General features: G+C 55.4%; 12 protein-coding genes. 1 reads left to right on the top strand and 11 read right to left on the bottom strand.

Features of this window, described 5'->3' with window-relative positions; all coding sequences use genetic code 11:
- Positions 1–5 precede the first annotated feature (5 nt).
- The 7 genes from AB4Z32_RS19010 to AB4Z32_RS18980 form a co-directional block, all read right to left on the bottom strand.
- Complete coding sequence (locus tag AB4Z32_RS19010; RefSeq protein WP_442123423.1) at positions 6–1,232, bottom strand: O-antigen translocase; 1,227 nt, start codon at positions 1,230–1,232, stop codon at positions 6–8.
- A 20-nt stretch (positions 1,233–1,252) separates the two neighbouring features.
- Positions 1,253–2,377 carry a DegT/DnrJ/EryC1/StrS family aminotransferase gene (locus tag AB4Z32_RS19005; protein ID WP_442123422.1) on the bottom strand — a complete coding sequence of 375 codons (1,125 nt, stop codon included), beginning with the start codon at positions 2,375–2,377 and terminating at the stop codon, positions 1,253–1,255.
- Positions 2,378–2,665: 288 nt separating this feature from the next.
- Complete coding sequence (locus tag AB4Z32_RS19000) at positions 2,666–3,064, bottom strand: sugar 3,4-ketoisomerase (RefSeq protein WP_442123421.1); 399 nt, start codon at positions 3,062–3,064, stop codon at positions 2,666–2,668.
- Positions 3,065–3,087: 23 nt separating this feature from the next.
- A complete protein-coding gene (gene rfbA / locus AB4Z32_RS18995; protein WP_442123443.1) occupies positions 3,088–4,002 on the bottom strand; it encodes a glucose-1-phosphate thymidylyltransferase RfbA in 915 nt (304 codons plus the stop codon).
- Positions 3,969–5,036 carry a dTDP-glucose 4,6-dehydratase gene (gene rfbB / locus AB4Z32_RS18990; RefSeq protein WP_442123420.1) on the bottom strand — a complete coding sequence of 356 codons (1,068 nt, stop codon included), beginning with the start codon at positions 5,034–5,036 and terminating at the stop codon, positions 3,969–3,971. Before rfbB ends, rfbA begins: the two co-directional genes overlap by 34 nt.
- Before the next feature lie 77 nt (positions 5,037–5,113).
- Positions 5,114–6,343, bottom strand: coding sequence for a GumC family protein (locus AB4Z32_RS18985; protein WP_442123419.1), 1,230 nt, complete (start codon positions 6,341–6,343; stop codon positions 5,114–5,116).
- A 34-nt stretch (positions 6,344–6,377) separates the two neighbouring features.
- Positions 6,378–8,765 carry an SLBB domain-containing protein gene (locus tag AB4Z32_RS18980; protein ID WP_442123418.1) on the bottom strand — a complete coding sequence of 796 codons (2,388 nt, stop codon included), beginning with the start codon at positions 8,763–8,765 and terminating at the stop codon, positions 6,378–6,380.
- Positions 8,766–9,080: 315 nt separating this feature from the next.
- Here AB4Z32_RS18980 and AB4Z32_RS18975 point away from each other — a divergent pair, with 315 nt between their 5' ends.
- A complete protein-coding gene (locus AB4Z32_RS18975) occupies positions 9,081–10,268 on the top strand; it encodes a hypothetical protein (protein WP_442123417.1) in 1,188 nt (395 codons plus the stop codon).
- A gap of 73 nt (positions 10,269–10,341) precedes the next feature.
- On the opposite strand, the gene AB4Z32_RS18970 is transcribed toward AB4Z32_RS18975, so the two are convergent.
- From AB4Z32_RS18970 to AB4Z32_RS18955, 4 genes are all read right to left on the bottom strand, one after another.
- Positions 10,342–11,328: a fumarylacetoacetate hydrolase family protein gene (locus tag AB4Z32_RS18970; RefSeq protein WP_442123416.1), complete on the bottom strand. Its 987-nt coding sequence runs from the start codon at positions 11,326–11,328 to the stop codon at positions 10,342–10,344.
- Positions 11,329–11,366: 38 nt separating this feature from the next.
- Positions 11,367–12,425, bottom strand: coding sequence for a phospholipase A (locus tag AB4Z32_RS18965; RefSeq protein ID WP_442123415.1), 1,059 nt, complete (start codon positions 12,423–12,425; stop codon positions 11,367–11,369).
- Between the two features lie 452 nt (positions 12,426–12,877).
- On the bottom strand, positions 12,878–13,828 hold the full coding sequence (locus AB4Z32_RS18960; RefSeq protein WP_442123414.1) for a GNAT family N-acetyltransferase: 951 nt from the start codon (positions 13,826–13,828) through the stop codon (positions 12,878–12,880).
- Positions 13,825–14,316: a GNAT family N-acetyltransferase gene (locus tag AB4Z32_RS18955; protein ID WP_442123413.1), complete on the bottom strand. Its 492-nt coding sequence runs from the start codon at positions 14,314–14,316 to the stop codon at positions 13,825–13,827. Before AB4Z32_RS18955 ends, AB4Z32_RS18960 begins: the two co-directional genes overlap by 4 nt.
- Positions 14,317–14,515 lie beyond the last annotated feature (199 nt).

Below are 14,515 nucleotides of genomic sequence, written 5' to 3'. Positions count from 1 at the left end.
ATTCGTTATTTAGCGAAATATTTCAATGCCTTGTATACGAAGGCGAAATAAAGACAGTAATTGGCCGCATAAGCGAGATTTGCGCCGGCCACACCATATTCAGCGACGAAAAACCATGTCAGCACCGGGAAACTAATTCCAAATAATATTTCCGTCCCGATGAACCATTTAGCGGCACCGCGCGAAAGCATAGGGAACGCAAATAGCCAGCTAAAAATCTTGACCACGTCGCCTATCAATTGAATCGCGAACAGGTCACGCGCCGGCCGAAATTGTGCGGTAAACAGCAGATTGATTGCGACGTCACGCAATAAATAAATCCCAATGGCCAAAATCGACACAACGGGAATGGCCACCCGACTGACCGACAATATTTCCGCCCGGATGGCTTGGTAGCCTGAAAGGGTGGAAAGCCGCGGCAGATAATAGGTAGACAAGGCCATAGTGATGACGCCGAGATAGACCTCCGATATCTTGTACACAGCTTGCCACTGTCCGGCCTCCGTCCAGCCAACCCTGCTGATCAAAATATTGCGTACCACCACCAAAGATACGGGAGCGCAAATTGCCGAGACGACTGCCATCGCAACGTAGCTACCTACGCTGCGAAAATGCGATCTATCCACACTGCCGAACCAGAGGCGCAAGCGGAACCAAGGTTGACGCACAGCCCCCAGCAACATCACAACGCCAGAGATACCGGAAAACAATGCTGCGGCCAATAGGGCACCATCTAGCTGCCGAGTGTAAGCTAGGGCCAGCATAACTGCAGTCGCAATAACTACGGATATGGTACTGAGACCGATAAAGCGCCTGTATTGCTGTTGACCGTTAATTACCGAAGCAAGTAGCGTATTCAGCGCGGATAGCGGCAATACGATTCCAACGAGAACGATCACCCAAGCGTATTTTTGCTCGCCGAACAGCAGTGTTGCCAACGACTTGGCACCGAAGCATACGACTGGAACCGTCAACAGAAGGATGAACTGGAGCCACCGTACGGATGCGCGCCACCACGGCCGGCAGGCGTCGAATCCGCTTGCATCGTGCTCGGCTGTATAACGCACGAGCCCATTCCCGACTGGTGCCGCGACAATTCCATTGAGAGCAGTAATGATGCTCTGCAGTTGGCCAAGCATCGCCATGCCGCTCGGACCGGTCTGGATCGCGACTACTTTCGCGACAATAAAACCGCTGCCGATGCGCAGTAGGGTGAGCAGCCCACTGAACATCGTTACACTTATTAAACGCTTCACTTGCAGCAGACTTTTACTCGTGCGATTACCTGCTCGATCTGGTCATCTGTCATGGACGGTCCCATCGGCAGGCTGAGGACTTCCTCGTGAATCTGCTCGGCCAGCGGGAGGTCGCCTTTCTTGAGTCCGAGCTCGGCATACGCCGGCTGAAGATGCGGCGGAATCGGGTAATGAATCATCGTACTAACCCCTGCTTCCGCCAGTTTCTTCTGCAAGTTATCGCGATTGATGCTACGCACGACATACAGATGCCATACGTGGTCGCCGGTATTCGCGCTCTTTGGAAGAACCAGACCGGTATCGGCAAGCTCCTCGTTATAACGCGCAGCAATAGCTTGCCGACGCTCAGTTTCCTTATCCAGAAACGGTAGCTTCACGCGCAGCAATGCCGCTTGCAACTCATCCAGGCGACAGTTGTATCCTTGCACTTCGTTATGGTACTTGCGCTGTGATCCATAGTTCAATAGCACTCTGACTTTGTTAGCCAGATCGGCGTCATTCGTCGTTACCCCGCCAGCATCGCCCAAAGCGCCCAGATTTTTGCCGGGGTAGAAGCTGAATCCGGCCGCATGTCCGAGATTGCCAACGCGCTTTCCCTTGTATAGCGCGCCATGCGCCTGAGCGCCATCTTCAATAACCTTGAGATCGTACTTTGCCGCGATCCGCATGATCGAATCCATGTCCGCCGCTTCGCCATAAAGATGAACGACGATGATCGCCTTGGTACGTGGCGTAACGGCAGCTTCGATGCGCTCTGGATCGATATTGTATCCGCCGTCAATAGGCTCTACAGGCACTGGAGTTGCGCCGGCATAGGTTGCGGCAAGCCAAGTCGCGATATAGGTATTGGAGGGCACGATGACTTCGTCGCCGGGTCCGATCCCATATCCGCGCAAGATCAGGTGCAATGCGTCGAGACCATTGCTGACGCCAATTGCGTGCTCGGTACCGCAATACTCGGCAAATTCCTGCTCAAATGCTTTCACCTCTGTACCGAGTATGTACCATCCGGACTGCAGAACACGATCGAATGCCACTTTGAGTTCAGCCTCATGGGCAAGATTAATCGCTTTTAAATCGAGAAAAGGAATCAATTTATAACATCCATTCATAAAATTCATGCAAGAGGCCACGTCCACCTAATCCCTGATCGTGGTCGTTCAAGCCTTGATTTGACCGCCATTTGCCGTTTTCAGTAGATACACATGGCTGAAGTATCCATTCCTTACCAGCAGGACATGATCTTAGGAATCCAGTCGAGTTCAGACGGATTGCGAAGGTAGCCACAGCATGTCCATATAAATACTGGCGGAACAGCATAACCGACATACTGCGAATACCTCGCCTATCCCAGGTTGCTGATCACGCTTTGGGCCGCGAGAGCTGCGTCGAGGATCAGGATTTCTTGCTCACTGCTTGGCAAGTTCCACAAACTCGTCGTAACCACGAATGTAATCCGACTCATCATAATGACCGTCTGCTAGAACCATCAATACACAATCTTCGGAAAAATCATACATTTCGTGCCACAACATTGGAGGCAGCAGCAAGCCTTGGGCGGGATTGTCCAACAGCAGATCTATCTTTTCTTTACCATCGTCCAGATGGAAACGGCACGAGCCACGGACTACAATCGCCAGTTGCTTCAATTCACGGTGCGCATGAAAACCACGACGGATGTCGCTTTTGGTTTCGAACAAGTAGTAAACTCGACGAATCGGAAAGGGGACGTTGCGTTGATCTTCAAGAGCGACGAGGCGCCCTCGTTCATCGCCGTGTTTTTGCAGCTGTACTAATTTAATTTCCATCTGAAGTTTTTTTCTATCTAGGATTACGCAGCAATACTGATGAGATACTGGCCATAACTTGTCTTGCACAAGTTTTCGCCTGCCCGACGCACGGCTTCTTTACTAAGCCAACCGTTATGCAAAGCAATCTCTTCCAGACATGCCACTTTATAGCCCTGTCTCGTCTCAATTGTTTCCACGAAATGTGCCGCGTCGAGCAAACTCTCGTGCGTCCCCGTGTCGAGCCACGCAAATCCACGTCCCAGCATTTCGACGCGAAGTTGCCCTTGTTTGAGATAGGTTTCGTTAACGCAGGTAATCTCGAGTTCTCCACGCGGTGACGGCTCGATGGATTTGGCGATGCGAATTACGTCGTTGTCATAGAAGTAAAGCCCAGTTACGGCAACGTTCGATTTCGGTGCAGCTGGCTTTTCTTCCAGCGAAATAGCGGTCATGTTGGCATCGAATTCGACGACGCCGAACCGCTGTGGATCCTTGACCGAATAACCAAACACGGTTGCACCAGTTTGCTGGGAAGCTGCGCGCTGCAACATCGGGCTGAAGCCCTGTCCGAAGAAAATGTTATCTCCAAGAACCAGGCAAACGTTGTCATCGCCGATGAATTCTTCACCGATCAAGAATGCTTGCGCCAGACCTTCCGGCTTTTCTTGAACCGCATAGGTCAGCTTAATACCAAATTCGGAACCGTCACCGAGCAATCGCACGAAGCCGGCTTGATCTTCAAGCGTGGTGATGATCAGAATTTCCTGGATACCCGCCAACATTAATACCGATAACGGATAATAGATCATCGGTTTGTCGTAGACTGGCAAGAGCTGTTTCGACACACCACGAGTAATTGGATACAACCGAGTGCCGGAACCGCCGGCCAGGACAATGCCCTTATACCGTTTTTTAGACACGTTCAACCCCGTCCGTCGTAATGCAGACCGATCCAGGTGCGATACGCACCACTGGTCACGTTTTCCACCCATTCTTTGTGGGTGAGATACCACTCAACTGTCTTGCGCAGCCCGCTTTCAAACGTTTCGTTTGGTTTCCAACCAAGCTCGCGTTCGAGCTTGCGCGCATCGATTGCATATCTCCGGTCATGACCGGGCCTGTCTTTTACAAAAGTAATCTGGCTCCTGTACGAATCGCCCTCAGCCTTAGGAGACAACTGGTCGAGAATGTCGCAAATAGCGTTAACGACTTCGATGTTGGCTTTTTCGTTCCATCCGCCTACGTTGTATACCTCGCCTACTTTTCCGGCTTCAAGAACGCGCCGAATGGCCGAGCAGTGATCGCGAACAAATAGCCAGTCACGGATCTGCCGACCATCTCCGTAAATCGGGAGATTTTTCCCAGCCAATGCATTATGGATCACCAACGGGATTAATTTCTCTGGGAAATGATAAGGGCCGTAATTATTCGAACAATTGGTGGTCAGCACCGGCAGCCCATATGTGTGATGGTAGGCCCTGACGAGATGGTCGCTTGCAGCCTTGCTGGCTGAGTATGGGCTGTTGGGCTCATAGCGGTTTTTTTCAGAAAAAGGGGCTGCATCTTGCGTCAGAGAGCCGTAAACCTCATCGGTTGAAACGTGCAACAGCCGGAACTCTGCCTGCCTGTCTGCAGGCAGGGCGTTCCAATGATGTCGAACAGCCTCGAGAAGATTAAAAGTCCCTACGATATTCGTTTCCACGAATGCAGCCGGGCCCACGATACTTCTATCGACATGCGATTCTGCGGCGAAATTAATGACCGCGCGAGGCTGATATTCTGCCAATAGCCGGGTTACCAGCTCAGAGTCGTTGATACTCCCCTTAACAAATACATGACGATTGTCATCGCTGACGGACCGTAGATTTTCAAGATTGCCGGCATATGTCAGAACATCTAGATTGACGACCTGTTCGTCGTTCACTTCCAGCCAATCCAGTACGAAATTACTGCCGATGAAACCGGCACCGCCAGTTACAAGAATTGTCATAATGCGTATTAAGGTTAATCTAATTAGCCGTGTTTTCACAGTGAGGCTGGTTTCGGACGGCGCCAGGAAGTCCTGACTTACCCTTTCCGGAGCCGCGAAACCAGCTCTGCCCACTTTCGAGCACTGGCTGGGTTTGCCAAGGCTTTTGCTTTGCTCTCAAGGGCAAATGCAGCAATCACAGCTGCTATAAAGCTCGCGATGACTGATGCCAGTACGATGAAGGCACGCTTTGGCTTGGCTCGACGCTCGGGCTCAACAGCCGGGTCTAGAACTTGAACGATCGAGGGGTCCTTGGCTTCGTCAAGACGGGCAGCTTCGTACTGCTTTGCCAGCAGTTCATACAGCATCTGGAAATACTTGAGGTCACGGAAACGCTGAATACTCTCCAATCCGCCCTGTTGTACGTTTGCTCCACCGCTTTCCGTAACACCCTGCTTCTCTTCATGGCCATTTTCAAGCTTCGACAATTGGCCTCTAAGGCTGTTAAGTTCTTCTTGAACGCGTTGGAACTCAGGATGGCTTGTTGTGACAAATGCACGCATGGAATTCAGTTCAATTTCCTTTGCAGAGATTTGCGCCCTCAACCGCGCCATGGTTTCAACGGCGGCTCGGCTTTCGACATCAACACTGACCACTCCATGTTGTTCGAGTGAACTCTTCAAGGCAATTTCCGCTTTCGCCAGCTTGTTTTTTGCGGACTCAAGCTCGCGCTCGAAGAACAAACGCCGTTGAGCAGCTTCGGTCACGGCCAGCGTACGAGTCAGGCCGAGTAACTCATCCACATATGAGTTTGCAAGCTTTGCAACGCGGTTCTGATCGCGATCCTCGACCTCGATGGTAATAAGCCCATCCTTCCCTGACGCGATTAAGGTGTTTTCGCTCAACCGCATCCTGGCACTCTCAGCCAATTCCGTCTGGTAGACTTTCTTGAGATCGTATTGGGCGATCAGACGATCGGCTATGGTCCGGCTTTTCAACATCCCGACGTAAAGATCGTTAGGATTTTTCAACCCGGCGACGCCAGCAGCCATACTCGCTACACCGCCGAATTGTGCAAGCAAGGCACTCGCACCGGATTGTTGTTGTTGCGGAGGTAGCAGTTTTACTGCCGCTTTATACGTCTCAGGCAAAGCAAGGCTTACTCCAGCAGAAACGACCGCTGCGATCAGCGGCACGATGCAAATCAGCTTTTTATGTTTAGCGAGAACGATCATCAAATCGATCAAGCCAAGCTCGCTGTCATTCTCATCGTGCGACGCTACGTCAGGTGGGACTTGTACTTCGCTCATGTTCCAGCGCTCTTCCATTCAGGTTGTTCTTGATGCAAAGTAATCTCGCGGATCAATTCCGCAGAGTTTTAATCGCCGCAGCACCAAGTCCAAAGTTCGCCAGAATCTGCGTCCACTCACGCGCACCCTGCGTAAATTTGGTCCACGCAGTCTGCCTGTCCAGCTTCTCAGGCACGACGATCGTATCCCCCGGCATCACTTCTAGACCACCGATCTTGCCAAAGAACCAGCCCTGCGAATCCGAGGACACCACGGTACCATCGACACGCAGCACGAAAGCGTTGTCGATATCCGCATCCGAGGTCGTACCCGCCATCTTCAGGTAATCCTTGACGCGGCTATTCGGGCGCCACAGTGGCGACGCCTCGACATTTACGGCGCCGAACACATGCACGAAGGCCGGCTTCGACGGCACCACCAGACGGTCGCCGTTCTGCAGCGTGACCTGCGGCAAGCGCGCGAACGAGCGCTCATTCGGATCCAGGCCGAAAGCAATACGGCCGGTCGGCTGCAGCTTGCGGAAGCGTGCAATGCGTTCTTCCGCGGTACGACGCTCGGTTTCGAACTGGGCGGTCATTGCGGCGGCTTCGGTCGGCGAAAGACCGCTCAGGTTGGCCAGCTGGCGCGACTGCTCGCTTCGCAGCTGGGATTCCAGACGGTCCGCAGCGCGCTGCAGGTTGGCCGACTGTTCCTTCTGTACTTCGTCGCGGTAGAAGCCGGTACCGAACAGGTAGGCGTTACCGGTCGGGCCGCCCGCCTTGGCGATCAGGCTCTGCAGGGTGTCGCCAGCCGTCATCTGGTACACGCCCGGCACCTTGACTTCGCCTTCGACGCGCACAAAGACCTGGCGCTTGTCCATCGGGACCGCCACGTCTTCCTGCGAGAAGATGGTAACGGTGTCGCCCGGCTGCAGCTGGATATTGTCCGGACCGGCCGGGTTGGAGAACACGGCGCCCAGGTTGAACGGGATCAGCTTGACGCTCAGGTCGCTGCGGTTGACGCGCTCGATGACCGCATAGTCCCAGTTGATCGGCGCGATCAGGTTGCCGATGCGCGAGGCGATCTTGGCCGCGTCCTGGGTCGTATCCTTTTCGTTGTCGCCGGCCGCCACGACATTGTTCTGGCGCTTAACCGATTCGCGGCTGATCAGGTATTCGCGGCTCGGGATCAAGTCGCTGACGCGCATGCCCTGCTTGAACGGCGCGCGCACCGGCTGGTCGACGTTACCGCGCAGCACCACGGCATTCGAGAAGTCCGGTGTGATCGACACCACGTTGAGCACGTCGCCGTTCTTCAGCGGACGCTGCAGGCCTTCCGGATTCAGCGCGAATTCTTCGACGCTACGCGGATGGCTCTTGTTCGGATCGATGCGTTCCAGATAAGCGCGGCGCGGATCGGCCACAACCGGCAGACCACCTGCGAAGTCGAGCAGGGATCCGATGCTGTCGCTGTTGTTCTTGAGTTCGTAAATGGCCGGGCTGTTGACCTTGCCGACCAAGGCCACATAGCCACCCGCCGGCGGGATATAGATGGTGTCGCCATCCAGCAGCTTGATGTCGGCCGACTTGTCGCCCTTGGCGATGAAGGAATACAGGTCGAGTTCCGCCGCGACCTTGCCGCCGCGTTTCACCTGCACGCGGCGCATGCTGCCGTTGGCGTTCGGACCGCCGCTCGCGAACAGGGCCGTCACCAGGGTCGACAGGCTCGACACGGTATAGGTACCCGGGCGGCTGGCCTGGCCGACCACGTACACGGTAATCGCACGCAGCTGGCCGAAGTTGACGCTGACCGTCACGCCCTTGTACAGGCGTGCGACGGCATTGCGGATCACGGTTTCGGCATCGCCGGCCTTGACGCCAGCCAGCACGACCGAGCCGATGGTCGGGATATTGATGGTGCCGTTACGGTCGATGGTGGCGCGAAAATCGATATCGATCGTGCCCCAGCCGCGGATGTTTAACTCGTCGCCCGGTCCAAGCGGGTAATCGCTCGGAACAGGGGAATTCTGGATCGGCGCAAACGTCGGCTGAGCGTTGGCGAAGAATTCGGAACCGAAAATCGGCAATACCTTGTTGGTATTATCTTCAATGAATTTCTGAAATTCGCTCAATGGCGCATTCTGATCCGCCATTCGCTTTTGCAGCTGGCGCGAATCCATTCCTTCCCGCGCGCCATTCGCTGCCGGGCGGCCACGGCCGGCCTGACCCTGGACTTGCCCATTTGCCTGATTCAAGGCCTGGGCACCGACCTGACCCGAGGGCGCATTCGAGATGGTCAGCCTGCGGGTCTGGGCAGGCGCGGCGGTGTTGACCGAGTCGCCGACCGCAGACGGCGTGTCCTGGCCGAACATGTCAGCCTTGTTGGTCGCCTCTTGGGCGGAAGCGGCAATAGCCGTCATGGCCAGCGCGACGGCCGTAAAACTCTTGGTGAACTTGAACATTGGTCTTGGAAGGAGTGGAGCGTGGACGCGTCTCAAACAGCCCGTCATTTTACCCGACAGCAATATGGTTGGGAAACCTTTTGTTGTCACCAGTTCTATGCATTTGTCGCCAAAGATGTGAAATTCGGCATATACACCACAGTCGAAATCCCCCTTCGATGGGTAATTAGCAGAAGCGCAAAACGCCCGGTATTTACCTGTGGATAGATTGGGATTGGCGAAGTGACATCCGCGTGATTTTTGGTGAGATTATGGGCACCCAACAAATTCACGCTCTGATTAATCGAACAGTAAATATGTTGAAATCAAAATAATATGAGTAGACATTTTGATATAAAAATATTTCAATTTTTCGAATTTCTTCGTACTGCCGGATTTTGGCTATTTCTGGCAATTGCGACAATTTCAAGCGCGGCCGTCGGTGCAAGCGAAACCACCGACGTCCTCGCCGCCCAGCGCGAAGCCGAAGCCCGCGCCGCCATCGCCCAGGCCGAACGCGCTGAGCTGCTCGCCCGCCTGCCACCCTCCTCCATCAAGCCCCTTCAGGGCAGCGTCGACACCGGCAAATTCGGCGCCGCCGGCCTGGTCAGGGCCTTCGACCTGGCCCGTGAGCTAGCCACAGAAGTTTGCGCCGCCCTGCCCGCCGGCCGCAAAACCACCATCTACGAGCCGGCGGCCGCCCAGGGCGTCCTGGCGGCGCGCCTCGTGCAGGACGCGATGGAGCGCCTCAAGGACGACCTGGGCAAGCAGAACAAGGAGCTGCAGCAGGCCATCGAAACGCATACGCCGCAGGGCAGCGCCGCCGCCGTCGCCTTCACCGTGCTGACGGCGGTGCCGGCGACGCTGAAGGCCGGCGCCGGTCTGGCCGCGCTGTTCAGGTCCGACGTGTCGGCGCAGGGCATCGGCTATGGTGACGGCGCCCGCGTCCTGTTCGCGACCGCCCTCGCGCGCAGCTGCCCGGAGCGGATCGCGGGACTTGGTGCAGGCTACCTGGGTGAGCTGGACGGCAAGCAGTACGCCGCCCTGCTCTCCCGCGTGCGTGCGCTGGCGGCGCAGCGTGGCGAGCTGGCGCAGCGGATCGCGGCGCTGAACCGGCTGGCCGATGCCGCCAAGGGCGAGGAAAAACGCGAGCTGTCGGCATTGGCCTCAAACGCCGGCGCGCTGCTGAAGACCGTCGACGCCTTCATCGACTCGCTCAAGGCCGGCGAGGCGGGCGAGCGCAGTCCGCTGTACAACGCGGCGCGCTACCTGGGCTATGCGGCGCGCACCGAGGGGGCGCCGGTGCTCGATTTCGACTTGCGGCTGGAGGGGATGAGCATCGTGAAGGATGCCCTGTTCACGGGGCAGAAGCTGCGGCTGTCCGGCGTGGCCTTCCTCTGGTACCGGGTGCATGAGGCGGATGGGCGGCTGCTGGTTGCGGATGTGGTGCGCAGGGTTTCGCGGCCGGTGGAGGTGGATTTACGAGGCGATGAAGTTAGTGGGGAGTTTTGGGGCGGTAGGTAATTGGTTACTCAGCATGGATTCCCGCTTTCGCGGGAATGACGATGGACGCGGGAACGACGGCCATACGGTTCGGTTATGGTTCCAGCCGCGCCACCTTCTGCTCGATCACCCCGAAGATCGACTTGCCCTTCTCGTCCAGCATCTCGATGCGGATCGTGTCGCCGAAGCGCATGAACTGGGTGACCGGCTGGCCGTATTCGATCGTCTCCAGGCAGCGCTGTTCGGCGATGCAAGAGTAGCCCTTCGAGGCATCCTTGTTCGACACCGTGCCCGAGCCGATGATGCTGCCGGCGCGCGCGTTGCGGGTCTTGCAGAGGTGGGCGATCAACTGCGGAAAATTGAAGACCATGTCGACGCCCGCATCCGGCTGGCCGACCAGGCGGCCGTTCCAGGTCGAGCGCAGCGGCAGGTGGACCTTTCCTCCCTTCCAGGCTTCGCCCAGCTCATCCGGCGTCACCGCCACCGGCGAGAAGGCCGTTGCCGGTTTCGACTGCAAGAAGCCGAAGCCCTCCGCCAGCTCGGGCGGGATCAGGTTGCGCAGCGAGACGTCGTTGGCCAGCATCAGCAGGCGGATCTGCTGGTGCGCCTCGTCGGGCGTGGCGCCGATCTTGACGTCCCCTAGGATCACGGCCACTTCGGCCTCGAAGTCGATGCCCCACTCTTCGTGCGCCAGCACGATGTCGTCCATCGGGCCCAGAAAATCGTCGCTGCCGCCCTGGTACATCAGCGGGTCTTCCCAGAACGAGGCCGGCATCTCGGCACCACGCGCCTTGCGCACCAGCTCGACGTGGTTGACGTAGGCCGAGCCGTCGGCCCACTGGTAGGCGCGCGGCAGCGGCGCCATGCAGCGCGCCGGGTCGAAGTCGAAGGGGCGGCGGGCGCGGCCGGCGTTGAGCTGGTCGTAGAGTTCCGCCAACTGGGGCGCGATGAAGGCCCAGTCGTCCAGCGCGGCCTGCAGGGTGGGCGCGATGCCGTCGGCAATGTGGGCGGTTTTCAGGTCACGCGAGACGACGGCCAGCTGGCCGTCGCGCGATCCGTCGTTGAGGGTGGCGAGTTTCATCTCGCCATTGTAGTGCAGCCTGGACGGCTGCTGGCCGCTCAGAAGGTGCCGAGCAGCCCCACGCCGACCACGTTCTGGTAGTAGTTGTAGTCGATCAGGCTCTGGCCATAGCCGGAGAAATACTGCAGATAGCCCTTGAAGTGGCCGGCCAGCGGGAAAGCCCAGCTGAGCTGGACGGCGCCGCGGTTCGTCGAGAAATTGCGGCGCAGCAGGGCCGAGTAGTCGTGTCCGTTGTTGCGGTAGGTGACGGCCAGGTCGCCGCGGCCCATGTAGTCGACGATGTTCGGGTTGTTGTCGTCGCTCGCCGCTTCGTTGACGCGTTTCCAGACCCGTCCCAGCACGGTAAAGCCGGCGCGTTCGAGGCCGAGCTGGGCATAGACCCGGTTCCAGCTGCGCGACAAGGTCGAGGCCTGGCCGTTCGACTGGTGCACCACGCCAAGGTTGAGGTAGCTGGCGTGCATGCCCAGCACGTCGAAGTTCAGTGGCATCACCGCCATCAGCTCGGGCTGGTAATTGGTTTCGCGGAATGGACTGGATGCCTGGCGGTTGCCGGCCTGCCAGAAACTGTTCTGCGTATAGCCGAACCACAGGTCGACCGGCTTCTTCCCGATGTCTTCCAGCACCTTGGTCTTGAAGCTCAGCTGGTACACCAGTTCGTTGTGCGCCAGGTCGGTGTTGAAGTCGGCAAGGTTGCGGAAGGGCCGGTAAGGCGCATCGTTCGGATGCGCCGTGCGCGTGATCATCAGGTAGGTCGCGTTGTGCGGGCGGAAATTGAAGACGCCGCGCTTGTGCTCCCGGTCCAGTTCCCAATGGTCGGCCAGGCTGAAGCCGCGGGTCTTTTCGGGCGAGAGGTCGAGGGCCGACTGGACTTCGCGCTCGGATTGCGCCGCAGGCGGGCTGGACACGGCTGCGGCCGCTTGTGCGGGCGCCGGGCTGACGCCGGCGAGGCGGTCATAGCAGGCCAGGCGCTGGGCGGCGTCGGTGATCTGTGCACAGCCGGCCAGGTCGGGAACGCCCTGCTGGGCCAGGGCGGAATTAACTACGAAGAGTGCTGAAACGGAGAGAAATCGGTACGTTTTCGGAGATGTCGATATCATCTTGCTGAGTTGCTTCAATAATAAGATGACAAGTGTCGCGGAAAAGGCTGTTGTGCGTCGCACGACACCGCCGCTGCTCCCGAAAGGCGGAGGCGATGCCGAGAATCAAGATTAATAATGCCAGAAACAATGCGCTATTTCCAAGACGCTGGCTTCTTAACGCAGGTCAGTAGCGCTATTCCACCTGCGTGAACAGCCGGGCTGGACAATGCCCAGCACAACGGTCCGCCGGCGCGCGCTATTTCAGCACCAAGAAATGCAGTAGTACCTGCTCCAGATAACACCAATGCTTTCCTCAGCCCAACGATTCCAGTGTTAGCGCCCAACAGGGATAGTGGAGTGCCGTGCAGCTTCTGGAACAAACAGCAAGCATGACACGAGAAACTCAGGTCTCACGAAAGTATATTGAACACACTACGGGTTTACTTCCTAAATTTGGAGAAATAAATCAACTAGAGAACCCACTCGTAGAAATCGTGCACTATACCCCGCCCACCAAACCCTTCTTTCTGGGCGATCAATCCTGTGTTCAGAACACGTCCTTGCTGTTCCGTCGAAATTCCAAAACTTAAAAATTTCTTATCGGAAAAGTATTTTTCAACTAAATTCAGCAATAAATAATCCAACGCACCTATCTGCCGACCTTCATCAGAACTTGCTAAATATTGCGTATGAACCACATGACCACAGTCATAGGCGAGACATGCAGCATACAACCGGCCGCCAATTAATGTCCCGAACAATCGGATCTGTTCCGGGAAACGTGCCTTCAATAATTCGAGCTCGCCCACCGAATGCACCGGAGCCGCACCAAACTTGCTCAGCACATGCGCGAGAAGTGCGTGAAATTCGTGAAAACTATTTAGTTCAACAGCGACTGCCCCGGCTTTCTCAGCCTTCCTTGCAGTATTTTTTCGTGAATCGCTGAGTTTAGGCCGATGTGCGATTTCAATCACGCTAGACAGGTCTCGCCTGACCAGGGATGCTCCGACTCGCGTCAGTGCATATAAATCTTCATCGGCAGGGTAAGTGTGAAATATCTGCGGCACAACTTTGTATAAAATTTTACGCTTACCATTTTCGCGAAAATAATTGCCTATCGCCTCAAAGATCTCTAGCACAGTTGCCGCATGAACGTCTTTTCCGTATAGCAAGCCCCCGTATGTCAGGCCACCATGGCTATAAACTTGATCCTCTACGACATTACAAGGGAATGCAGCAATTACTTTACCGTTTTTAAATATCAGGATCGAATGATCGACGAAGCGATCCGCATGATAGTCTACATAGTCGCGATAATGCAAAAATGTGGCATTCTTGGCTTTATCGACAAGAGCATCCCACGTGGGCTTTAATTCAACCTTATATCGCACCAGCTCAATCTGATTTTTTTGATCGTTCATGTAATATTCCGGCAATCAATGTTGCGCTCCATCCAATCAAAATCCTGATCCGAATCATATTTATTGAATCGCATCCGCCCATACAATCTAATTGCGGCAACATTATTTTTTAAAACCTTGAGATATATTCGAGATAGCCCCGCATTAGTCGAAAGCTCAAGCACTTGCTGCATCATCCAAGTACCAATACCGCTCCCCCAAAGCTCTTTTGACCCAATATATCCCCAGTACTCCCCATTGCGGTCGCGAATATTTTTTACTCCAAAAACACCTATGGGTTTGTCATCCAGCTTGACGCCCCAAATCAAATAATCTTTCTTGGAAGCCAAACTAGAATACCACGCCAATTGCTGATCACGACTAAAATCTGGTGTGGCTGTAAGCGCCTTTGTCTCTGGGTCATTTAACCACTCCCAAGAACAGTTGAGAAATTCTTGGGTGTAAGGCGAAATACTCAACCTCAAAAAATCAATTCTTTCGTTCGGCATTCAATTTCTCCAGCGCATTAAATTCGCAGAAATCACATAAAATTGCATATATCTCTTTTCCAACAAAATTCAGAAATTTTCTGAATTTCATTATGGAAAGTACACCAGCGCGTTCAAACGAAAATTCATCACATCTGTTATCAACCCTAGCCTATTCGAATCAGATTACATTCCTCTGCGAACAGTCTTATAAGTAATA

Origin of the sequence: Massilia sp. 2TAF26 (assembly GCF_052115005.1) — a bacterium.
Classification (GTDB): domain Bacteria; phylum Pseudomonadota; class Gammaproteobacteria; order Burkholderiales; family Burkholderiaceae_D; genus Telluria.
This window is presented reverse-complemented; position numbering and strand designations above follow the sequence as displayed.